Consider the following 20,926-nt stretch of genomic DNA (forward strand, 5'->3'; position numbering starts at 1 on the left):
CAAAAGGATCATCGCCAAGTTTTTAAGCATTCGAGAACGTGGCGCGGATTAATCAACCTTGCGGCTTGGCAACTTAAAGTCCGTCACACGATCGGCAATGGTGCGGATCTTCTCCACACCTAGGAAGCCAACCCAGCCACCGGCAAAAGTCGCCATGCTCTGGGGCAGGCCGAAGAAGTCCAGGCCGCTGATGATGGTTAACGTAAGGCCGCCACAGATCGCCCCCTCCACCAGCATCTGGCGCCGCGTACCGCCGCCGTAGGTGATGCGCAGAACGGCCATGGCGCAGGACAGCGCAGCCGCATAGAGGATTGGCGAATGCTGGCTCAACCACGCAAGCGCTATTGCCCATGTGTCTGGTTTGTCTGGCATGTTCGACATCTCGGTTCCTCCCCGTCAGGGAGTTGGGAGTACAGCAGGCCATGACCTGCAGATTTGAATCAACCCCAACAGCACTCCCTGCTCAGTGCGAAGGGTGTCGCGGGACTGAAAATGGACAAGTTCTGTGCAAAGACAGAGCTATGAAAAAATGCTCGTCATCTATATCAAGCGGAGAAAAGGCCGACACGGTGGCCGGCCAGTTATCGGTTACGGCAACAGGTCGTAGGTCATGAAAAGCGAGGAGGCGCCAGAATCGGTACCGATCCACAACCCAAAACCTGCAGGCAGGGTCAATGGAAACTGCAAAGAGGTGTAAGCCGCAGCGACCGACGCCAGAACAACAGGTTTAGTCTTATCACTTACGTTGGTAATAGGAGTGGTACCGGTAGCCAGCGTTGAATATTGAGTGCCAACGAGGTTAGCCGTCCGAATCACGATTCCAGTAGGATTTTCTGCTGGGCTGATGACCTGAACCACCTTGGCGGTGACTTGGCTAGAGAAGAACTTAGTGCCGATTGGTTGTGCGTCCATATTTTCACCTATTGAGTCGAATGATTTGTAGCGGAGGATTCCGCTTTCATGTCGCTCAAGGGCGATGGGGAGAGGCTCTTGACCTTCTTTTCTTCAGGCCTAGGGCAATGCTGAAGTCCTGAGTTGACGCGAAACAGCAAAGTAGCCCCGTACATTCACAGGGCCTCCTATAGCCTTAGAAGACGTTATTCCACGTCCATTCCTTGAATGTTGGCAGAGGACCGGTGCCATGATCCGGGTAAATCACGCGCGGCCGAGGAGCAGCAGTTGGCGTGAAACCAAATCGAGCCCAGGTAGGCACCCCGTCTACGATGACGATATTGCCATCGTCTTGCAGCTGCAAGAACGCACGCAGCGGCGCCCCCGCTTGGTCAGGTACCGGAATCCAACTGGTTTCAGCAATCCACATTCTGTTATGCACATGATCCATGAGGACCCCAGAGCTATGCATGTAGAAACAGCTGACCAGGCTCTTATTCGGATTGGAATCCACGTACGTGTAAGGTACGGAGTTATCCGAAACCCACTCCCTCACTCCATTGTTGTAGAGCACCAGGTTGGCATCAGCTTCAAAAACCAGCTTGTATTGCTTATTTGGAGACTCGAGGTACTGACCTGCGAGCATGAAGTTACGAGGAGGGAGAATGGAGCTTCCGTTCTGGGTGAACGGAAAGATCTGAAATTTGAGAGCCATGTAATTCACCTTTGAGTCGAATGATTTGTAGCGGAGGATTCCGCTTTCATGTCGCTCAATGGCGATTGCTCGAGGCTCGTGGCCTTCACATGATTCAGCGTCCCACATCGGGAACATTTGATCTGGAGCTCTGTAAACCCACCCGTACGGGCGAGAAGTCGGTTGCAGTTACCGCATCTGAATTCTTTCAACATCTGCAAATTCCTTTTGCTGAATCGCCCTTTCCATGGGCAACAAAAAACCCGACGCAATGGCCGGGTTTGAGTTTAAGTAGTGAGCCCCTTAGCTAGCAGGTATCACTTCAGTCACTACAGCTGCAGGAGCCTCAAGCGCAAGCCGCTGCTGTCGCTTTTCCTCTAGCAACTCAACAATTGAAACCCGATGTTTTTCGGTATGTGCGAGGAATGCGGACCTTGGGAGCAAAAGACGTACCGGCGCAGGCAGAAGCTCAAAAGCTTTTTCCGCAACAAGCAAAAACGCTTCGTCATCCTTGATGCGATCATGCGTAACAGTAAGCAGGCCATCAACCACGACGCGCTCTATCTGCGGCCAATTTTTCTCCAAATACTCAGTAGCTGCGCTTGCACCCTCTCCAACAGAGTTAAGGACGGCATCCTTCGCTGAGATCGCCGTCTCGCTAACCGCTTCTGACAATGCCTTCGCCTTGTCGGCCAAAAATCCGAACATATTCATCCGCTCCCTGAATGCACGATAAGGATTTATCGACAGCGATCGAGCGTTCTTTAGAACAAATTTCCAGCATAGAAAACCCGGCGCTTGGCCGGGCTCGGGATAAGTAGGGATGGATGGGGTTCGAACCCATGGTCGCCTTGGGTTAGCCCCGTAGTGGGCACCTCAACGACTAACTACCGGTGCGGTATCTATGCGCACTCATTCAACCTTAAGCCGCTCGGTCACCGCCCCCATAATGCAAAAAACCCCGCACATTGGCGAGGCTTTTTAGTGTCAATCCCTAACGCGGAAGATCGACAGGATGGGTAAATAATCTCTCACTTTCTCACTCATTGCAATGGCTATTTGCTACGCCGCGCAACTTTCGATTAAACCCTCGGCGTCGAGCAGTTCCTGAGCGGCAGTGAGCGCCTCGTTCACCTGGTCATCGAGCGACTTGCGAATCCCTGAGCGCCACCGGTACCGAGTCGACTCTGGCTTACCATCGTTATCCCAATTCGTGATGTCGTACCAGGCGGCCGGCAGCACTGCGGCAGAACGCTTACCGTCGGCACCGGCAACTTGCGGAATGGCCCAGGTCAGCACGGCACACTCCCGGAAGCGTTTCGGCGCAGGCGTCTTCACCGAATTGAGCAATTCCAAAATGGCGCCGTGCTTGCGCTCTTGGTGCGTCGAGTACTTCGCTACAAGCGCCCGCCAGTGTGCCGGGGTCAGCGCCTTATGCAGCCGACCGAACACCCAGCAGTCCTGGAGAAACGCCGCCTCCTTGCCGACAATCTCGCCCTTCTGCTTGGCGCACTGCACCTTGGGTTCGAAGTCGCAACCGCCGGCGGAACTGATGGTCTCGGCCGCAAGGGCCCGAACTACTGCTGAAACAACGTTGCGATAGGTCATGCGGCCTCCCCTTTTTTCAGTTCTCTGGTCTTTGCCCGGTATTCGGCGGTGATGGCTTTCAATTGCTCTACTGTTTCTTTGCGCGGCGTGTGGTCGGCTTCCAGCGCCTCGACAGCCTCCAGGCCGATGCGCGCGATGAGGCCGGTACGGAACCCCTGCGAAACCGTCTCGCCTTTGCGGGCGAACTTGGATGAGCCCGCATTACAGCTTTTGCACTGAAGCCAGATATTAGTCGGCACCAACCTCAGCTCGGGCCGGGCGCCCTTGCCGAGGAAGTGCCCCGCATCGAACGCGCCGCCAGTCTTCCAGCCCTGGGCGGCCAAAATCGATTCCTGCGAGTTACCACAACTGATGCATCCGCTGCCGATGCTAAGTTCGTAGCTTCGGCGGTAGTCGCGTACTGCCTTCTCTGTATCCTTGAGATGATCCGCCCTGCTCTTCAATTTTTCCTTGCGGACCTTGATCTCGCGACGCTCGACCTGGGCCAGCGACTTGCGCGCCTTCGCCTGGTTCACATCCTTGATGGCCAGCCCGCATTTCGGACTGCACACGGCTTGGCCCAGGCGCTGCGGCGGAAAGCTGATGCCGCATGCCGGGTTCTTGCACTTCTTCGGTTTGGGTTGCTTGGCGATCATGCAGCCTCCTTGCTGAGTAGATCAGTGAAAACCACACCTTGGCCTGTGAAATAGGCGGCGATGCGGTCGGTGTAATTGATGCCCTGGGCGCGATTGAACAGGCTGGTCACCGGGAAGCCGTCCGGCCCGAATAAGTGGCACTCGCCCATCATGGCCAACTTCGTTTCGTACGGCAGATGACGCATGACCCGGTACCACTCGGCCTGGAACCCTGCATCCTCGTTCAGCAGGATCTGCACGCCGAAGTGCAGCTTGCAGTAGCGCCGGGCGTCGGCCGGGTCGCCGATCTGGGTCATCTCGGCAATGCGCTTGTACATCCCGAACCACAACCGGTTTTGATCCAGTGTGCGGTCCTTGCCCGGACGCAGGGTCACCACGACATACTTCTTGTCTTTGTACATGGCGCTGATCTTGGTGATGACCTCGGAGAGCTTGGCCTGGCAGTTGACGCTGATTTTGTCGGACATCAGAAACCCTCCTTCCCGCGCTGCGATTCCCACTCAAATGGAATGACGATCACCCCGCCCTCCCGCAGCCGGTCAATGCAGCGCTCGCCGATAGCCCCTGGTAGCGACTGCCCATCCAGGTTGGAAACGATCACCGTCGGGCGCAGCTCTTCGTAGCGGCCATTGATGATTGCGAACAGCGTGGTCAGCTCGAAGTCACTCGGCTTCTCCTTGCTGACGCCGATCTCGTCTAGGATGAGCAGCGAGGGGCTGATCAGGCTGGCCAGGATCTGGCTTTCGCTCTGGTCGCTGGAGTGGTCGTAGGTGGCGCGGATGGCCTGCAGTACGGCGCCGATCGTGCGATACACCGCGGTCGCGCTGGACTTGGCCATGATCTCGTTGGCGATCGCCACGGACAGGTGGGTCTTGCCCGTGCCGGGCTTGCCCAGCAGCAATAGGCAGCGGCCTGTCTCGGCGATCTGCGCGAACTCAGCGGCATACCGGCGGCAGGTGTTCAACGCCTTTCGCTGTTCCGTGGTGGTTGCGACATACCCATCCAGAGTCTTGCTTGCAAAGCGTTTGGGGATCAGCGCGGCGCCGAGCTTCCGCTCCATTGCCATGCGCATTTCCATCGCTTTGTTGGCCAACTCCGCAGCTTCAGCCTTTTCGCGAATGATCCGGCCGCACTCAGGGCAACCGCTCTTCAGTTCCTTGCCAAGCACCGGAAAAATCTTCTGGTCGTAGTGGCCGTGGGTCTCGCACTCGGCGGGCTGGATGCGGGTGCCCGGCGGCAGTTCAGGAGTTTGCTGGGCCGGCTCAGATCGCATAGGAACCGTCCTCACGCTGAATCAGGCCATCGGTGTAGTTGCGCTCGGCAAACCCGGTGTGGCGTGACTGAGGGGCTGGTGCCGGTGCGGACTCAGCCAGGAGCTTGATCACCCAGGAGGCCTTGAAACCCTGCCAGCCGGAATTCAGCGCTTCGGTGATGGCCTCGTCAGCGGTGATCCCGGCCTCGGCGCACTTAGCCAGCTCGGTGTTCACGGTCGACCAGACGGTGGCGGTCACGGCGGCACGTTTGGCCTTGCGCTGGGTCAGCCAGTCAGCCAGCAACTGCTCAGGAACGTTGTGCGGGTTGTCGGCCAGCAACTGGGCCATGCCGAACGGAGTTTTGCGATCAGGCTTCGGCGGTTCGGCTGGCTCTTGGGGCGGATTAATCTCTTTCGAAGAAAGAGTTAATAGGGGTTCTTTCTTTATATAAAGAAGGGAGTGAGCAGTTTTGGTCTCACTCGCAGGACGTCTCAGTGAGACGATATTGTCTGAGTGAGACGTTTTGGTCTCAGTGAGATTCGCTTGTTTTTCTTCGAAGAACGACCACTCGCGGACCGGAGCGATTCCGATATCGCCACGGCTCCCACCTACGCGAAAAATGATCCGACGCTCAAGGAGGTGGCTGATCGCCTTCGACGTGACGTCGCGGCGCAAGTTGGTCTGTTTGCCGATATCGTCGGCAGTCAGGCGTTTGGTTTCCAGTTGATAGCCGATGGTCTGGCGTGCAATGGCCATGAGCACGCGCAGCTCACGCGCTGGCAGGTCAACCGTAGCTAAAGCCTCCATCAGGCTATTGTCCATACGGGTGAATCCCCGAGGGTTGTGTAACGCAACAATGTTTGGCATGATTTCTCTCGCTTAAAGCTGTTGAAGAAGCCGACCTCGTACGTCGGCTTTTTTGTGTCTGAAATTCAGGCTGCCTTCACCGACGCATCCATCACGTCCAGGCTCTGCCGAACGTGATTGATCTCTTGGCGGATCAGGCTCTTTTCGAAAGAGCTGACGTGGTTGTCGTCCAGCGCTTCGTGCACCGCGATCGTCAGGTCGGCAACTTCCTTACCTACGTTGATCAGCGACTTGGTGAGCGCTTGCGGCTCCGGCGCCGACTTCGATACCAAGTCAAAGCCGAACTCATTGGCCAGGGCCATCAACGGGCGCATGTCGCCGGTGTGCAGCAGGATCCCGAACAGGTGCTCCACGGTCAGGTGATGAGCCTCGTTGTCAGGGTTGGCGCGCTGAAGCAGGCCAACGTGCGGAATACCCATCTTTGCAGCCAGGGTCTTGGGCTCGTTGCCCTTCACTGCGGCCTGACATGCATCCAAAAAGTCTTCCATTCGTAAAACCTCAAATTTGTTTCCGTGGCGCCCTGCCGATGCAGAAGCGATCATTTGCTCAATGGATCGGCGGACACGGATGTCAGGCGGCCTGAGCCTTCTTTGCTGCCTTGAACCTGCCCTTGGAGAGAACCTGAATCTGGTATTGCCTGGATTCAGGGATTGTTTCGCCCCACATGGTCACTGCGCTTGGGCGGATACCCAGGGCTAGCGCCAGCTTTGTCTTGCTGCCGAAGAATTCGGCGACTTCATGCGTGTTCATTGCGCATCCTCGTTCGAGCCTGTCGCAATTTAAGCATGCTTAAGTTATGGCATCAACGGTGTTTTCTGCCTACTGCATGCTTAAATTCAGTTAACTTAATATTGAGTCCATGGAAAGACACGAACGCATCGCCCGCGCCATACAGGTCAGCGGTAAAAAGAAAGGAGAAATTGCATCGCTTTGCGGCGTTGCAAATTCTGCCGTTACTCAATGGATTACTGGTGAGAGCAAAAGCCTCAGACCGGAGAACCTTTACGCGCTGGCGAAAGCGACAGGCTTCCGGGCCGAGTGGCTTGCTATCGGTGAGGGTGAAGAGCGCGAGGTTTCAGAGTCGAATGTCTCCCCAGCCGTCCAGCCCACCAAATCATTCCGCTATCCGGTAGTGAGCTGGGTAGCCGCTGGCGCCTGGGCGGAAGCAGTGGAGCCCTACCCGGCTGGAATCTCGGACACCTACGAGTTTTCGGAGTACGACTCCAAAGGCCCGGCGTTCTGGCTGACTGTCAAAGGCGACTCGATGACGGCGCCTGCCGGCCAGAGCATCACCGAAGGCACGCTGATCCTTGTGGACACTGAGGCTGAAGTTGCACCAGGTAAGCTGGTCGTGGCCAAGCTGCCGGACAGCAACGAAGCCACTTTCAAGAAGCTGGTCAGCGATGGCGGCCGGCTGTTCCTGAAACCGCTGAACCCGAGCTACCCCATCGAGGCTGTCGACGAGAACTGCCGGATCGTGGGCGTGGTTGTGCAGGCGCTGCAGAAGTTTTACTGATGCCATCCGCCCTTGGTAAAACTTCGACCTCATGGCGAGAGCAAAGCTTTTGGAGCAAGGTGTGGACCTATACTCTGCTGGCGCTCATTGTGGTTTTCACAACCGAAGCTGGCATTTGGCCGGACGACAGTTCATCTAATCGCAAGCGGGTGTTCAGCCCTGGCTTCGTTGTGCTTTGCACCATCGTGGCGGTGGTTGAGCTGATAGCGCTGAACCACTTCTATGGCGTTCGCGGTTGAAGTTTTGACGAGATGACATCGAATACTTGAGGAAAGACTGAATAGTTTATGTGTCGCCGCCACCTGATCGTCGGGGCGGGTCACAAAAGCCGCCGTCTTCAATTTTTTCGTTTCAACCACTGAGGGAAGTGCTAATGGTCAAGGAAGTCGATGCTGGTAGTGCTGCAGGTCTCCCAACAGCTACGCACAAGGGCGTGCTGAAAATTGCAGACTTGGAAATAAATTGTTTTGTTCTAGACGACGGTCGCAGAGTTATTTCTGGACGGGGAATGACAGCGGCAATTGGCATGAAAGGGCGTGGCCAAGGTATCGCTCGAATTACCAGCTTAAAGGTCATAAAAACGTTTGAAAACAATGCATTGATGCTGGCCATGCAAAACCCTATTCAGTTTCTAGGTGGCTCACCTAGAAAAGGGGCGCCTAGCGACGGATTTGAAGCATCTACACTGCAGGATCTGTGTGAGGCTTTGCTTCAAGCCCGCGATGCCGACATGCTCAAGACAGAGCAAGAAGTTCGGTATGCGCAATTTGCTGATGTGTTGATCCGTTCATTCGCGCGAGTAGGCATTATTGCACTCGTGGATGAGGCCACCGGCTTTCAAGATGAGCGTCCTGCGGACGCGCTCCAGCAATATTTAGAGCTCTTAGTCAGTAAAGAGCTTGCTGCCTGGGTCAAGAAATTTCCTGACGAGTTCTACGAAAATATTTATAAGTTAAAAGGCTGGGTTTGGCCGGGAATGAAGAAAAATCGCTATAGCGTTGTAGGTAAGTATACGAGGAACCTCGTATTCGAGCGCCTCGCTCCCGGCCTGCTACCAGAACTTGAAAGTAAGAGCCCAAAGAACGCTAAGGGCCAGCGAAAAACGAAGCTTCATCAATGGCTCACTCAAGACATCGGCGATCCGATGCTCGCCCAGCACATGCATACTTTAGTGATGTTTCAACGCTTGGCAATTGCGAACGGACATAGTTGGGAGAGGTTCATCAAAACTGTAGATCAAGTGTTACCAAAACGTGGAGAGACACTTGAGCTTCCGATGGACCATCTTCAATAATTGAATTTATAAGCCCGGCCCAGCGCCGGGCTTCTTGTATCTGGCATCCCCACAAAACTCATCATCTGGACCTTCCCCAATGCCTTCCATCGTCTATTCCAATGAGTTCGACATCTGCGTATCAATGGCCGATTTAGTTTCATGGGTAGAGGACGAGCACTCACCCAATTCTGATTTAGAAGCCGCTTTGAACGCCGCCGGGATCGACCTCGACATTGTAAAATTCTACGACGACTACTTCGAATGCACGCCAATTGGTGCTGGTGATGTCCATGTCTACTCGTCCTCTGTGAATGAGAGCTTTATGGTCATAGACCTGTATCGAGACCTGACCGACCAACTTGATTTGATTACGGTTTCATTGAAAATTGACAAGCCACTTACCCATTTTGTCCTTCCATTACTCAGACGATTTTTTGATGCTGCTGAGTGCCAGGTACTTTTCAGTCAATCTACACACTCACAGCGATTGCGCTCACTGACAGATGAGAGTAGGTACCCTTTACCGATGGGGGAGAACGGATACCGACAACAGATAATTTTCCATAAATGATGCGCACGGCTAAGGGGCCACTGCCTTTCACACCCCTTCCACAGTCGGGCGCCTATGGTTACCCCAGCTCCTCGTGAACACCCTTCAAGTCCGCCCTCCCCATCGCGGGCTTTTCTTTGTCTGCGATTTGGCTCTAGATATCGCACACCGTCGGGCTAGATCGCCTCAACCTTTCTACACTGAGAAATCTCGGGCAATGCCTGAGCTGCGGGCACTTTATTAAGCTGCCACTGCAGGTCAACAGCGACAGCATTGAATTGTTTTGCCTGCACTCTCGTGCTGTTGGATGTGAGGCTAACGTAGGAGGCATCTGAGCGTTTAACACCGACTACAGTGGTCGTGGTGCCCCCCTCAAGATCGGAATTGCCCAAAATTCCTGCCTTCCATTTCTGGGTGATCGTGTGTTCACCTGGCGTAACAGGCACAGCTACGTAACCGCCGTTCTCTAGAGACGCTATCTGCTTTCCGTCCAAAGATATCAAGGCGGTCATTAGGCCCATATCGTAATTACTTGGCCGGTAGACATAGAGAACACCTTTTTGAGAATCAACGTTTTCGAGTGGCGTGAATTTTGGTCCTGTCATCGTGCAGGAGCTGAGGAGCCCCAATAAGACGAATACTGAGATCTTCCGTGCTTGAGTCATAACTGCTCCATCCTCATAAAGCGACTGATGATCAACACTGATGGGCTATCAATCAAATCTTTTGTTGGCTCACAGCAGTATTTGCTTCGCTTGCCTCCTTGCTGCACCTCATTCGCAGAATCTGCACAGACGACAGGCAGGGAACAATCTATGCATTTATGCATGAAACTTCTTGTCGCCCTATTGCCAAGATATGTCAGTGCAAATACTGTGCATACATACAGTATTCGCAAGGAGCGAGGCATGAACCAGGCACCCTACCCCACACCCAAACCGAGAAATTCCTACGAGCTTGTGGGCCACCGCCTGCAACGCTTGATCGCGTCTCCCCGGGTCCAGAGAATCCAGTTGGTGGAGGTATCCAGGCGCGACGATGAAAGCCCTGAAGCCTGGCGCCAGGTCATCCAGGATATCGGCGACACCGCCGGCATAAGGGTCGAGCACCTGGAAGGCGGAGCCGTCCGGATCGGCTGGCGCGAGTACTGCGACTCATAAAAGAGCCCGCCGATGAGCGGGCTTTTTATCGACTGTAAATTTCAGCAATCTGAATTATTTAATTAAGCATGCTTGACACATTAATTTCAGCTTGCTTAAATTCAACTCAAGCCAGCTACGAAGAACGCCGGCCAGCAGCTAAACCTGCGCCGCTCTTTAGCGACACCCCTTGCCGGATCACCACCGGCCCAGATTCAAAGGCAGCGATGAACCGGCCTAAACGGTTCAGAGGGTTGGCAACTGACCCGGGCGTGCAGCGTAAAGCGCCAAGAACAGTTATCCAGCGGGAGAACAAGCCGAAAGGCCCGCGGCTGGAAGAACAATTGATTCAAGCCGGTGACCGACGCCAGTAGCGGGTCACGGCGGAAAGCATCACTGAAGCCCGCGCAATGTTCGGGCTTTTTTACGCCCCTCTATTACGTCAGCACTCCTCCCCCGCGCCCATCGGCAACCAGCGGGAGGCATGAGTGTTGACGAATACAGGTGAACAACCCGCCACTCTGGAGGCGACCATGAACTCAGTATTGAAGATATGCCAAGAGCGTTACGACGCTCAGTTGCCTCCACCAGTGAGCGAGTCGGCCGTGGAGATTTCCCGCAAGGAGTGGATCGACAACGCGGTCGAAACGCTCGTTGATCGGCGCGGCGATGTGCAGTTCAAGCGTCGGCTGCATGCACCGCAGGGCGTGACATTCAAAGCATTCGCCGCTGAGGTAGAGCAGTTCGCAATCAACAGTGACAGCAAGAGCCCATGCGCAATTGGCGAAATGGTAATCGCAGGACTGCTGGGTGACCGGTTCCTGGCCCGCGACGGCGCCGAGGACTTGATGGCGGTAGCCGACCCCAAAGAACAGCTCAAGATCATCGCCAGAGGGCTTGTTAAGGATCTGGCAGACGATGCATTGATCGCCCAGGCCGAGGACAACGAACTGTGAGCCCATACGTTGAGATCGATAAAGCGCTGTTTGCTCTTGAAGATTTAGACAAACCCTTAATCGACGAGACCCTGACTGAAGGCTTGATCGTCCGCCACTTTACTTCGGGCGCCATCAACGCAGAAGAATTCCACTGGTATAGCGCCCGCCTACTGGATGTCAGCCGGCGGCGCAAGGAGATTCAATGAGTACCGCACCGGTTAAATCCCTGATCGACGAACAGCTCGAGGACATCAGTGCTCACAACCTGCGTGAGGCCTACAGCCTGGCCGAGCGCCGCGGCTTCTTCGGGGCACCGGTTGAACAATACGCAGAGCCTGGTTACGGCGGTCGAGTGCTTCAAGTACTCCGATATCGGGTTCAGCAGCAGAGCTGAACCTGCGCCAAGTCAGCACCTAGATCCCACCAGCCCCCAGTCATTTTTGAACGCTGCGATCATCGCGGCAAGGAATCCCCATGTCCGCAGTAATGAAGCAGGACGACAACACGCCTGCAATGTCGGAGGCTGCGCTCGTTGAAGTGCTGAGCAGCAGCCTCTACCCCGGTGCAGAAAAGAACTCAGTCGTGATGGTGTTGGCTTACTGCCAGGCCGCGCACCTGGACCCAATGTTGAAGCCGGTGCACATCGTCCCAATCTGGAACTCGAAGACGAAAAAGATGCAGGACACGGTGATGCCTGGCATCGGCCTGTACCGCATCCAGGCGGCGCGCACCGGCCAGTACGCCGGAATCAGCGAGCCGGAATATGGCCCTCCAGTAACGGCGAAGCTGAGCGGCGTAGAAGTCACGTATCCCGAATGGTGCCGCGTGACCGTCAAGCGGCAGATGAGCAACGGCCTGGTTGCCGAATACACGGCCAATGAACGCTGGCTTGAAAACTACGCGACATCGAGCAAGGACACCGCGGCGCCCAACGCAATGTGGAAGCGTCGAGCATTTGCCCAGCTCGCCAAATGCGCCGAGGCCCAGGCCCTGCGCAAAGCTTTCCCAGAAGTCGGATCAGCGCCAACGGCCGACGAGATGGAAGGCAAAGCGTTCGAGGAGCCGGCGCGCGATGTCAGCCCACGACAGCACGCCCAGCTAGAACCGGAAGCGCTGCCCGCCTACTCCGACGACCTGCTGACCGAGAACATCGCGAAGTGGCAGCCATTGATCGACTCGAACCGCACCAGCCCCGAACACCTCATTGCGACCATCAGCAGCAAGTACACGCTGAGCCCAGCGCAGATCGAAAAAATCACCAACCTCAAAGCCCTCGATGGAGACACAGCATGAAAATTCATAACGTAGCTCAAGGCTCCGCCGAGTGGCTTGCCCTCCGCGCCCAGCACTTCACCGCTTCTGAAGCCCCGGCAATGATGGGCGCTTCGAAGTACCAAACCCGGACCGATCTGCTGATCGCCAAGAAGACCGGCATCACACCGGACGTCACGCCCTCTCAGCAGTTTATCTTCGACAAAGGCCACGCCACTGAAGCCATGGCCCGCCCACTGACTGAGGCGTTGATCGGCGAAGAGCTGTATCCGATCGTTGCGACCGAAGGCAACCTGCTAGCCTCCATGGACGGCGCCACGATGCTCGGCGAGACCCTGTTTGAGCACAAACTCTGGAATGAGTCGGTCGTGGCCCAGGTGAAAGCCGGCGACTTGGCTCCGCACTACTACTGGCAGCTTGAGCAGCAACTGCTGGTCAGCGGCGCCGAGCGAGTGATCTTTGTTTGCTCGGACGGCACGCCGGAGAACTTCGTGCACATGGAGTACCGGCCCGTCGCCGGGCGCGCGGCCCAGTTGATCGAAGGCTGGAAACAGTTCGAGGCTGACCTGGCGAACTTCGAGATGGCCGAAGCGCCTTCAATCGTCGTCGGCAAAGCGCCTGATGAGCTGCCAGCCCTGCGCATCGAACTGACCGGCAAGGTCACAGCCAGCAACCTGAGGGTATTTGAAGACTCGGCGCTGGCTGTCATCGACTCTGTAAAAACCACGCTCTCAACCGACCAGGACTTCGCCGACGCGAAGAAGGCGGTCAAGTGGTGCGGCGACGTTGAGGAGGCTGTCGCGGCCGCCAAGAAGCAGGCCCTGTCGCAGACGCAAAGCATCGACGAGCTGTTTTCCTCGCTGGATCGCATCAGTGCCCATGCCCGCGAGACCCGCCTGAAAGTCGACAAGCTGGTGAAAGCTCAAGAGCTGCTGGTGAAGACCGCCATCAAGCAAAAAGCCGAGCTGGCACTGGCGGATCATATCGCCGCAATCAACAAGACGCTGGGCAAAGTCACGCTGCCTCATGTCGTTTCGGACTTCGCCGGCGCCATGAAGAACAAGCGCACTATCGCCAGCCTTCAGGACGCAGTTGATACCGAGCTGGCCCGGGCGAAGATCGATGCAAGTCAGGCAGCAGACAGCATTCGCTTGAACCTGACCAGTCTGGCGGAGCTCGCCGTTGATTACGCCTTCCTGTTCAGCGACGTGCAGCAGCTGGTGACCAAGGCCAATGATGACCTGGTGACGCTGATCAAATTCCGAATATCCGAACACCAGAAGGCGGAGCAGGCAAAGGCCGACGCGAAGCGCATCGCCGAAGAGCAGGAAGCCGAGCGCTTAGCGGCCATCAAGCCAGAGCCGGTCGTGGAGAAAGTGGCGACACCAGAGCCTGTCCGAACCAATCCGGTCCAGGCGGCGGCCACCGTCGGCCAGGCCACCAAGCCTGTGATGAGCCACACGGTGGAGCAGGTAGCGCTGCAGGCCAACGTGACGGACTTCGAGGCACTGATCAAAGCGGTGGCATATGGTCAGGCGCCGATCACCCTACTCCTGGTCAACTGGGAAGCGCTCGACGCAATGGTCGCAGCCCAGGGTTCAGCCTTTAGCATGGCCGGGGTGACACTCAGCAAGGCGGCAGCATGAAATGGGACGCCCACAAGGCTGCTGAGCCGGAGGTAGCCGCGGCCCTGCCCCGTTACGTCGATGCAGGCATTCTTGCCGCATCGAAGGCTCTCGGAAGGTCCACGCGCTCACTTAACCGGATCGCGGAAGAGCATGGCATCGAGTTCGCAACCTGCACCGCCAAGACGATGGAGTCGCGACGGCGGGCCCGGGCCTCGTTAGTAGCTCAGGTCAAAGCGCTGGCTGAGTCACGTACCCATCAGGCAGAGATCTGTTTTGCCTTGGGCATCACCCGTGCGGCACTGCGCGAGATCGCCGAGATTAATCACATCAACATCGACAATCGCTCAAGAGGTGCCCGGAATGCATCCGACACTTGAAGTACACAATCAGGAACAGGCGAATCTGGAGACGGCGAAGGCTGCCTTCTTCGCTTCTGGCGGAACGGCCCAGTTCATCCGACCAGGTGTTGGCAAGGACAGCCCAGGGATATCGCACGAGCCGAAGCGGCCATACGGCTACGCGCGCATTGCACCGAAAACGAAGCGCGGCCGAGTCATCACGGCGGACGACGAAGTGGTGATCTGTGCCCAGCTCGTGGAGTGCAGAAAGGCTGGCATGACCCGGTACAAGGCAAGTAAGCACGTCGGCATCAGTGAGACGCTTTGTCGACGCCTGATTGCTGATCACTCGCTCGACTTTCCGAAGGCTGGCTGATGCGTCGCGTATCCAGACCCCAGCAACGCAAACGTCAAACCTGGCTCGCACTGCCGGCCAGCGGAATAAAAGAGGTAGGCTATGGCCAAGGACAACGCGCAGATCCAACGGGACAAGCGCGCGAAAGAGAAGGCGCTGCTCGAACGGATCGGCGCCGAGAAGCGAACACTGATTGTCTCGAAAGCGCTCGATGATGCACTTCAGCTGCTTGGCGAGCGCCACGATTTCGAGGAGTGGCAGGAGACGGTATCGACCTTTCTGATCAACCTGGCAGCAGCACCTACCAAGGATTCGGCCCGATTCGCCAACATGTCACGACATCCTTTAGAAATTTCTGAAAAGTGGTCGCGGCGGCTGGAAGCATTCGCCGCGACCGGGGCTGAGCCTTAGATCAGTTTATCTACCGCTTGCCTCGCGATCGTTATTCCAATGCGCACCGCATCGTCATAGTTCTTGTGCGTAGTGTCTGACTCTTTAAAGGTCTGAATAGGCTCCTTTCCATCTTTGCTGATGCTGATCGTGACCGTGAAGCCTTTACCGGCCTCGTTGTCGATTGGCCCGGTAATTCGCACGGCTATGTCATAGCCCTTGTAGTCGTCCATTACTGTTTGCTGCTCGGATCTGCTGCGCATAGAACTGCCCTCAGTTAATGAGCTGACAGCGTAGCCCAAAAAATTTTCCCTTTTGTATACCCACGCTGCGAACCCGGTAACCGGAGGGCGGCGCCTGACTGGAGATAATCCATGAAAGAGCAAGAACGCGCAGCGCTCACCGCCCGAGTCGCAGAAGACCTGGCCCAACACCTATACACGCTGCTGGTGAACCAAAACGGCGTCGAGGTGTGGCGTTGCGCACGGCCAGGCAGCAGCTGCTACGGGTTCGACATCTGCGTTACCCGCTTCGGCATGAGCATGATGGGCGACATCGGCCCGATCGTGTTCCACGTCGGCGCCAGCTATGGCATCAACTTCTTGCGTCATCAGAGCGATGGCTACCTGCATGAGAAGCTGGACGGCGACATTAAGCGAGTGGTGATCGACTTCGACGCGATCCGTGAAACGGTGTGCGAATGCATCGCCGGAAGGATCGAATACGAATTGCCGGGGGATGAGGTCCCGGAATGGATCGCGGACATCCCGAACAAGGGCGCCACACTGGAGCAGACTGAACAACTCGTTGAATGGCTGCGCGAGCGCGATGAGGCCGAAGACGAGCGCCTTCCTTTTGCTGACCTTGCTGACGTAGTTGAAGAGGTCGAGACCTTCGCCGATGGGCGCGACAGCGAGGTGGTGCTGGCCTATCACTTCCTGCGCGAACACGAAGAATTGATTGGTGGCAGCGACCTCTGGGAGTCGACGATCAGCAAGCCATGCCCAAGCCTGATGGCTCGCCTGTACTACGTGCGACACGCCGCAAACGCCATCATGGCAATCAAAGAAACCGCCAGCGCTGCCTGATCCGGCTCCATGCCGGTCACCCGTAATACCCCAACCCAAACCAAATTTCCACCACTAGTAGGAAGGTCGTTAAACGAACGACAATCACCTATGAGGCAGAAATTCTCGGCGGTAAATCGACTAGCGATCTCACGTGGTCCTTCAGCTCAGTCACGAAATGAGACATCGTACCTGCTGACTTTTTATGGTCGGTCGGATTAATAAACTCAAAGAAAATAATATTCTCACCGAGACTCGAGCCGACGAGTTCTGAGAACAAACGATCGCCATCGTCGTAAGTGTAATTATCAAAGTCGTCAAAGTTATGCGCAGCGAACTTGCTTCGAAGCGTAAACAGTTTCTTTTCTGCGACGTAGCGTCTAAACCACTTGACTCTCTCTCTAAGTGTCTCCGGAAATGTCGTGATTGCCCGGCCGTTGTCCCTCAACGCATCGTGGAGCTTGCACAGCGCGATTATCACTGAAAACTTACACATCCTAGAAACCCCTTGAAACATTGGCCCATCCTTCGGAATAGCCTCATGTTGTAGGTAGTCTCTATACACAACGGCCGCAACAGAAAGATCACCAATTAGGTCCACTAATAGCCAGCCAAAGTGCTGGAGACGCTCTTCCTCCGTCATACCGTACCCTCTTCAAAAAATCGTATCGTCGTAATACCCTATACCAACGAATCACGCCAGCCGAAGACGCAATCGGAAGCCTCTGCACCGGACTCAACCCAACTCATTCAGAGTCATAGGCAGAGAAATCGGAAGCCTCTGGCTTATCAAAATATATGCCCCACAAGCCTTTTTCTTGTATCGAGAAAAAATGAAAAAGGTATTTCTGTCTCATTTGGTGAATATCGAGAATTCGAACACCACCATCGCAACTGATTCCTCCATTGCGATTAAGATCACCCCAATCAAACAACCCATTGCACAGTTCGTGAGCATAGGGAACCTGCCAAATTAGCGGTTGAAAGCCTTTATGGACCACTCCACTACACCAATTATAAACATCACTCATTAGTGTGAAATCAAATTCTGGAAAATCAAAGAGGTCAATATTTTTTATTATAAAGTCGAGCTGCACACCATGTCTGAGTTTTGGTGTAGCACCATTTTTATCGAATAAAAACACCCCTAATATACGTTCAAATTTAAGCTCTAAAGCTTGTCTCAATACGAAAACCGCTGCAACCTGACTTTCCTTATGGTAGCCATGCAACAAATTATCATCATAAGTCCCGCCGTATGCCAAAGCCTTTGAGAATCTATAAAGATCTGCGGATCTCGTTGCCGAGCTCTTGAATCCGCTGAAAAAGACATAACTTGAATCTAGATCTTTCTCCAATGGCTCAACTGTAATTTTGAAATCAAAAATAAAATCATTTACCTGTCCTTGATAAAGCTTTATCACGACCAAAGCAAAATCATTATCTTTACCCTTAATCCTTTCTTCAATATCCACTATCAAAGACTCGAAATATTTGATACCAATTACCAGTTGAACCTTGCAATATTCTAGGAGCGGCCTCGGCTTAAAATAAAACTTTTTATCAAAGCAAACACGACTCAAATGCTTTTCACTGTAAGCTTTCTTGATGTGCCTATACTTTATCTTCTTAAGATAAGACAACAAGTCACGCAAATTTAAAACAAGATCAACTACATCAGTTCCTTGTCCCATCGCAATACGACTTAAATGCTTAAAAGAATCATCTACGCATTGCACCATGCTTACAGTCCTTTGTTTATAGGTATCTAAAGTTGGCTAGCATTTTGCCATAACCAGGTCCTTCGCACATCACCAACCCTCCACCGCCCGGATATGGCCCGGCAAGGACTCCCCGTGAAACGAATTTACCTAAGCGGGCCCATGAGCGACTTGCCTGGGCTGAACTTCCCTAGCTTCCACAGTATGACCGCCAGCCTTCGCGCCATCGGCCACACAGTCACTAATCCCGCCGAACTGAACCCAGACGGCGGCACCTGGAACGACTGCATGCGCCGAGACATTGCCGTCCTGATGCGCTGCGACAACGTGGCCACTCTGCCCGGCTGGGAGCATTCAAAGGGCGCACGACTGGAGTCCTGATCGCTGAACGCCTTGGCATGACGGTTGTGAATGCCCATGATCTGGTAACGAGGGAGGCCAAGTATGGTCCTTTAGTAGATTAATGAAGATAGAGTTTACGTAGCTAGGCCGAGCACAGTGCAATTGCTCGTTAGTACAGATCGGAAGTATGTGCCTCGCAGGACAACTACGATTTGAATGCGGGCCAGCTGAGCAACTCAAACAAATAAAATCAGACATTACGCGGATGGGAGATAGTGCATAAAACCTTACGACCCTGTGTATTTTGAAATCGTGACTTCTCCGTGGCCACTTTCTGATCTGAAGAGCTCAACCCTAAAAGTCTGAACGCCGTGTTGACTAACAGAATTTACATACTTCGCGGACACATTGAAATTGACTGGCAAGTCACAGCTCTCAAACTCACAAGAAAACCGAACATCCCCATCCCTCCTAAGCAACTGAGCATTTTTCAATATCTTTGGCACACCTAAACCCTTGAGACTTACAACCACCTTTTGAGCGTCAGCACCTATATTTCCAAGAGAGAAATCCCTGTAAATGGCACCATTGCTAAACCCTCCTGTTGGAGAATATAGTTGAAGATTTGGCTCCACCATTAATCTAAACTGCACTTCCTGTCGCATAGATGCCTCGGCCTGACTCTCAAGCTGCCGTTCTTGAAGTGCGACAATTTTCATCTGCTGTTGGACATTCTGTGCAAGCTCACCAGCCTGCCTAACTAGCGACTCTGAACTTACTTTAAGTTCACGACCCTGCTGGACATAGCCAAGCACCAGCCATAAGAAAGCAACGGGGCCAAACACGCCGGCTGAAAGATCACCGAGCTCATTGAGTTTTAAATCAACTAACTCATCAAACCTTGAAGCTATTATTAATACGGCGCCCCCCACGTAGCAAGCAGTTAAATGCGCAGCCCACCACTCGAAACTTCTACTACACCACCACTGCATTTGCTGTAGCCAGTAGGTCCGGAAACGCCTCATAGATTTCGTCCTTGGCGAAATGATTTGAGCACTGTAACAAAACACCAACACTACGCGGCACCTCCCTCCCAAATTTTAATGCCAGCCGCTATAGCGGCAAGGACGAAGTCATGCCTGAAGAAAAGAAAATCCCCGACGAAACCTGGTCAGCCAATGAAGAGCTGTTCAATTGCGACAGTCTTGGTGAGCTGCTAGACGAGAACGACGACCTTGAAGTAGGGGCAACCGTTTGGAAGGGAGAGAAATTCCCGGTAAACACCGCTGGCTATGTTGATGCTGGCGACGTCATTGAAATGCTCGGCGAGCGCGCCTATGACGATGTGGGTGAATTCGCGGGGGACTGGCCGGATTTTCCTGATGAGGCCCGCCAGGAGCTCGACGCACTTCTGTCCGCATGGATAAGCAAGCATTGCCCCGCGACGTTCTACCGAGTGCGCAACGTCGTCGAATACCAGATCACCGCAGAGGATATGGCGGATCGGGTGACGCCATGATCGCCACCCTCTGGTTCGCCTACGTCTTCATCTACAAGGGGCCAAGGCCATGAGTGAATACCAGCTCTATCTCGGCGACTGCCTGGAGGTCATGAAGCAGTTGCCCGACGCCAGTGTCGACATGGTGCTGGCTGACCTGCCCTACGGCACCACCCAGTGCGCCTGGGACACCATCATCCCGCTCGAGCCGCTCTGGCGGGAGTACTTGCGGATCGCCAAGCCGGAAGCCGCAATCGTGTTGTGCGCGGCCCAACCGTTCGCATCGATGCTGGTGGCGAGCAACCCGAAACATTACAAGTACGAATGGATCTGGGAGAAAGGCGCGGCCACGGGTTTCCTCAATGCCAAGAAGCAACCACTGCGGGCGCACGAAAGTGCCCAGGTCTTCTACCGCAAGCTACCGGTGTACAACCCTCGCATGACCACGGGCCATGAGCGCAAGACATCTAAGCGCAAGTCGGTGGAGTCGGAATGCTACGGGAAGGCGCTGAACCTGACCGAATACGATTCGACAGAGCGGTACCCGCGGTCGGTGCAGTTCTTTTCCAGCGACAAGCAAACCGCCAGCTATCACCCAACCCAAAAGCCTGTGGCATGGATGGAGTTTTTGATAAGCACATACTCCGATCAGGGAGGTGTCGTACTCGACAACACAATGGGTAGCGGTACCACAGGCGTTGCCTGCATGAACCTGCGGCGACAGTTCATCGGCATTGAGCAGGACGCCCGTTACTTCGAAACCGCCAAACAACGGATCGTCGATGCGGCCACCATCCGCGACACCCCGGTACCGCAATTCGATCTATTCGCAACAGCCTAACCCCAATCCCCCTACATGCCTGCCGGTAAGCGGTGGGCCCACCTTCTGCCGCCCAGCGCGGCAAGGACACCCCATGAACATCATCAACACAGCGCCGCCCACTGCGG

General features: G+C 54.8%; 34 protein-coding genes. 17 read left to right on the forward strand and 17 right to left on the reverse strand.

The genetic code is table 11. The annotated features are described in order from the left end of the window. Positions 1-48 precede the first annotated feature (48 nt). The 12 genes from ACLBW8_RS06420 to ACLBW8_RS06475 all read right to left on the reverse strand — a co-directional run bounded on the left by ACLBW8_RS06420 (position 49) and on the right by ACLBW8_RS06475 (position 6,698). The gene (locus tag ACLBW8_RS06420) at positions 49-381 is read right to left on the reverse strand and encodes a phage holin, lambda family (protein WP_406991201.1); all 333 of its coding nucleotides are present in this window, start codon (positions 379-381) and stop codon (positions 49-51) included. 207 nt (positions 382-588) lie between these two features. After that, positions 589-912, reverse strand: coding sequence for a hypothetical protein (locus ACLBW8_RS06425; RefSeq protein ID WP_447804934.1), 324 nt, complete (start codon positions 910-912; stop codon positions 589-591). A gap of 175 nt (positions 913-1,087) precedes the next feature. Next, entirely contained in the window at positions 1,088-1,606 is a 519-nt protein-coding gene (locus ACLBW8_RS06430; protein WP_447804935.1) for a hypothetical protein, read from the reverse strand. 5 nt (positions 1,607-1,611) lie between these two features. Further along, complete coding sequence (locus tag ACLBW8_RS06435; protein ID WP_432750697.1) at positions 1,612-1,800, reverse strand: zinc finger domain-containing protein; 189 nt, start codon at positions 1,798-1,800, stop codon at positions 1,612-1,614. An 88-nt stretch (positions 1,801-1,888) separates the two neighbouring features. Further along, positions 1,889-2,299 (reverse strand): hypothetical protein, encoded by a 411-nt coding sequence (locus ACLBW8_RS06440; protein ID WP_207200999.1) that lies wholly within the window; start codon positions 2,297-2,299, stop codon positions 1,889-1,891. 348 nt (positions 2,300-2,647) lie between these two features. After that, complete coding sequence (locus ACLBW8_RS06445) at positions 2,648-3,193, reverse strand: hypothetical protein (protein ID WP_447804936.1); 546 nt, start codon at positions 3,191-3,193, stop codon at positions 2,648-2,650. After that, positions 3,190-3,828, reverse strand: coding sequence for a recombination protein NinG (locus ACLBW8_RS06450; RefSeq protein ID WP_447804937.1), 639 nt, complete (start codon positions 3,826-3,828; stop codon positions 3,190-3,192). The genes ACLBW8_RS06445 and ACLBW8_RS06450 overlap by 4 nt, the downstream gene beginning before the upstream one ends. Beyond that, on the reverse strand, positions 3,825-4,295 hold the full coding sequence (locus ACLBW8_RS06455) for a hypothetical protein (protein WP_447804938.1): 471 nt from the start codon (positions 4,293-4,295) through the stop codon (positions 3,825-3,827). Before ACLBW8_RS06455 ends, ACLBW8_RS06450 begins: the two co-directional genes overlap by 4 nt. Next, complete coding sequence (locus ACLBW8_RS06460) at positions 4,295-5,101, reverse strand: ATP-binding protein (RefSeq protein ID WP_447804939.1); 807 nt, start codon at positions 5,099-5,101, stop codon at positions 4,295-4,297. The genes ACLBW8_RS06455 and ACLBW8_RS06460 overlap by 1 nt, the downstream gene beginning before the upstream one ends. Continuing rightward, the gene (locus ACLBW8_RS06465) at positions 5,091-5,948 is read right to left on the reverse strand and encodes a replication protein (RefSeq protein WP_447804940.1); all 858 of its coding nucleotides are present in this window, start codon (positions 5,946-5,948) and stop codon (positions 5,091-5,093) included. The genes ACLBW8_RS06460 and ACLBW8_RS06465 overlap by 11 nt, the downstream gene beginning before the upstream one ends. 65 nt (positions 5,949-6,013) lie before the next feature. Further along, entirely contained in the window at positions 6,014-6,436 is a 423-nt protein-coding gene (locus ACLBW8_RS06470; RefSeq protein ID WP_177023432.1) for a phage regulatory CII family protein, read from the reverse strand. 82 nt (positions 6,437-6,518) lie between these two features. Next, the gene (locus tag ACLBW8_RS06475; protein WP_024075251.1) at positions 6,519-6,698 is read right to left on the reverse strand and encodes a Cro/CI family transcriptional regulator; all 180 of its coding nucleotides are present in this window, start codon (positions 6,696-6,698) and stop codon (positions 6,519-6,521) included. A gap of 109 nt (positions 6,699-6,807) precedes the next feature. Between ACLBW8_RS06475 and ACLBW8_RS06480 the strand changes: the two genes are divergently transcribed. The 4 genes from ACLBW8_RS06480 to ACLBW8_RS06495 all read left to right on the forward strand — a co-directional run bounded on the left by ACLBW8_RS06480 (position 6,808) and on the right by ACLBW8_RS06495 (position 9,311). Next, on the forward strand, positions 6,808-7,464 hold the full coding sequence (locus ACLBW8_RS06480) for a LexA family protein (protein WP_177049267.1): 657 nt from the start codon (positions 6,808-6,810) through the stop codon (positions 7,462-7,464). Beyond that, entirely contained in the window at positions 7,464-7,703 is a 240-nt protein-coding gene (locus ACLBW8_RS06485) for a hypothetical protein (RefSeq protein WP_447804941.1), read from the forward strand. The genes ACLBW8_RS06480 and ACLBW8_RS06485 overlap by 1 nt, the downstream gene beginning before the upstream one ends. A gap of 134 nt (positions 7,704-7,837) precedes the next feature. Further along, on the forward strand, positions 7,838-8,758 hold the full coding sequence (locus ACLBW8_RS06490) for a P63C domain-containing protein (RefSeq protein WP_186607663.1): 921 nt from the start codon (positions 7,838-7,840) through the stop codon (positions 8,756-8,758). A 79-nt stretch (positions 8,759-8,837) separates the two neighbouring features. Further along, a complete protein-coding gene (locus tag ACLBW8_RS06495) occupies positions 8,838-9,311 on the forward strand; it encodes a hypothetical protein (protein ID WP_447804942.1) in 474 nt (157 codons plus the stop codon). 155 nt (positions 9,312-9,466) lie between these two features. On the opposite strand, the gene ACLBW8_RS06500 is transcribed toward ACLBW8_RS06495, so the two are convergent. Beyond that, positions 9,467-9,955, reverse strand: coding sequence for a DUF2846 domain-containing protein (locus tag ACLBW8_RS06500; RefSeq protein ID WP_447804943.1), 489 nt, complete (start codon positions 9,953-9,955; stop codon positions 9,467-9,469). Between the two features lie 243 nt (positions 9,956-10,198). Here ACLBW8_RS06500 and ACLBW8_RS06505 point away from each other — a divergent pair, with 243 nt between their 5' ends. The 9 genes from ACLBW8_RS06505 (at position 10,199) to ACLBW8_RS06545 (ending at position 15,371) form a co-directional block, all read left to right on the forward strand. Continuing rightward, entirely contained in the window at positions 10,199-10,450 is a 252-nt protein-coding gene (locus tag ACLBW8_RS06505; RefSeq protein ID WP_447804944.1) for a DUF1654 domain-containing protein, read from the forward strand. Positions 10,451-10,962: 512 nt separating this feature from the next. Further along, positions 10,963-11,385 (forward strand): hypothetical protein, encoded by a 423-nt coding sequence (locus ACLBW8_RS06510; RefSeq protein WP_447804945.1) that lies wholly within the window; start codon positions 10,963-10,965, stop codon positions 11,383-11,385. Next, positions 11,382-11,573 carry a hypothetical protein gene (locus ACLBW8_RS06515; protein ID WP_447804946.1) on the forward strand — a complete coding sequence of 64 codons (192 nt, stop codon included), beginning with the start codon at positions 11,382-11,384 and terminating at the stop codon, positions 11,571-11,573. The genes ACLBW8_RS06510 and ACLBW8_RS06515 overlap by 4 nt, the downstream gene beginning before the upstream one ends. After that, a complete protein-coding gene (locus tag ACLBW8_RS06520; protein WP_201228767.1) occupies positions 11,570-11,761 on the forward strand; it encodes a hypothetical protein in 192 nt (63 codons plus the stop codon). Before ACLBW8_RS06515 ends, ACLBW8_RS06520 begins: the two co-directional genes overlap by 4 nt. Before the next feature lie 92 nt (positions 11,762-11,853). After that, positions 11,854-12,660 carry a phage recombination protein Bet gene (gene bet / locus ACLBW8_RS06525; RefSeq protein WP_447805028.1) on the forward strand — a complete coding sequence of 269 codons (807 nt, stop codon included), beginning with the start codon at positions 11,854-11,856 and terminating at the stop codon, positions 12,658-12,660. Beyond that, a complete protein-coding gene (locus ACLBW8_RS06530) occupies positions 12,657-14,285 on the forward strand; it encodes a YqaJ viral recombinase family protein (protein WP_447804947.1) in 1,629 nt (542 codons plus the stop codon). The genes bet and ACLBW8_RS06530 overlap by 4 nt, the downstream gene beginning before the upstream one ends. Continuing rightward, positions 14,282-14,644, forward strand: coding sequence for a hypothetical protein (locus tag ACLBW8_RS06535; protein WP_447804948.1), 363 nt, complete (start codon positions 14,282-14,284; stop codon positions 14,642-14,644). Before ACLBW8_RS06530 ends, ACLBW8_RS06535 begins: the two co-directional genes overlap by 4 nt. After that, entirely contained in the window at positions 14,628-14,981 is a 354-nt protein-coding gene (locus tag ACLBW8_RS06540; RefSeq protein WP_447804949.1) for a hypothetical protein, read from the forward strand. The genes ACLBW8_RS06535 and ACLBW8_RS06540 overlap by 17 nt, the downstream gene beginning before the upstream one ends. Before the next feature lie 81 nt (positions 14,982-15,062). After that, the gene (locus ACLBW8_RS06545) at positions 15,063-15,371 is read left to right on the forward strand and encodes a hypothetical protein (RefSeq protein ID WP_447804950.1); all 309 of its coding nucleotides are present in this window, start codon (positions 15,063-15,065) and stop codon (positions 15,369-15,371) included. Here ACLBW8_RS06545 and ACLBW8_RS06550 read toward each other — a convergent pair. Continuing rightward, entirely contained in the window at positions 15,368-15,583 is a 216-nt protein-coding gene (locus ACLBW8_RS06550; RefSeq protein WP_447804951.1) for a hypothetical protein, read from the reverse strand. The two genes, ACLBW8_RS06545 and ACLBW8_RS06550, sit on opposite strands and share 4 nt — an antisense overlap. Before the next feature lie 141 nt (positions 15,584-15,724). Here ACLBW8_RS06550 and ACLBW8_RS06555 point away from each other — a divergent pair, with 141 nt between their 5' ends. After that, positions 15,725-16,438, forward strand: a complete 714-nt coding sequence (locus ACLBW8_RS06555) for a hypothetical protein (RefSeq protein ID WP_447804952.1) — start codon at positions 15,725-15,727, stop codon at positions 16,436-16,438. Positions 16,439-16,526: 88 nt separating this feature from the next. On the opposite strand, the gene ACLBW8_RS06560 is transcribed toward ACLBW8_RS06555, so the two are convergent. Together ACLBW8_RS06560 and ACLBW8_RS06565 are read right to left on the reverse strand one after the other, a co-directional pair. After that, the gene (locus tag ACLBW8_RS06560; RefSeq protein ID WP_447804953.1) at positions 16,527-17,060 is read right to left on the reverse strand and encodes a hypothetical protein; all 534 of its coding nucleotides are present in this window, start codon (positions 17,058-17,060) and stop codon (positions 16,527-16,529) included. Positions 17,061-17,163: 103 nt separating this feature from the next. Continuing rightward, positions 17,164-18,159, reverse strand: a complete 996-nt coding sequence (locus tag ACLBW8_RS06565) for a hypothetical protein (protein ID WP_447804954.1) — start codon at positions 18,157-18,159, stop codon at positions 17,164-17,166. Between the two features lie 141 nt (positions 18,160-18,300). Between ACLBW8_RS06565 and ACLBW8_RS06570 the strand changes: the two genes are divergently transcribed. After that, positions 18,301-18,519: a DUF4406 domain-containing protein gene (locus ACLBW8_RS06570; protein ID WP_447804955.1), complete on the forward strand. Its 219-nt coding sequence runs from the start codon at positions 18,301-18,303 to the stop codon at positions 18,517-18,519. Between the two features lie 248 nt (positions 18,520-18,767). Here ACLBW8_RS06570 and ACLBW8_RS06575 read toward each other — a convergent pair whose 3' ends face one another. Then, positions 18,768-19,505 carry a hypothetical protein gene (locus ACLBW8_RS06575; protein WP_447804956.1) on the reverse strand — a complete coding sequence of 246 codons (738 nt, stop codon included), beginning with the start codon at positions 19,503-19,505 and terminating at the stop codon, positions 18,768-18,770. Positions 19,506-19,615: 110 nt separating this feature from the next. Here ACLBW8_RS06575 and ACLBW8_RS06580 point away from each other — a divergent pair, with 110 nt between their 5' ends. Both ACLBW8_RS06580 and ACLBW8_RS06585 read left to right on the forward strand, forming a co-directional pair. After that, positions 19,616-19,999, forward strand: a complete 384-nt coding sequence (locus ACLBW8_RS06580; RefSeq protein ID WP_447804957.1) for a hypothetical protein — start codon at positions 19,616-19,618, stop codon at positions 19,997-19,999. A gap of 49 nt (positions 20,000-20,048) precedes the next feature. Then, on the forward strand, positions 20,049-20,819 hold the full coding sequence (locus ACLBW8_RS06585) for a DNA-methyltransferase (protein ID WP_447804958.1): 771 nt from the start codon (positions 20,049-20,051) through the stop codon (positions 20,817-20,819). Positions 20,820-20,926: the final 107 nt, after the last annotated feature.

The organism is Pseudomonas sp. M5A4_2d, assembly GCF_053345295.1.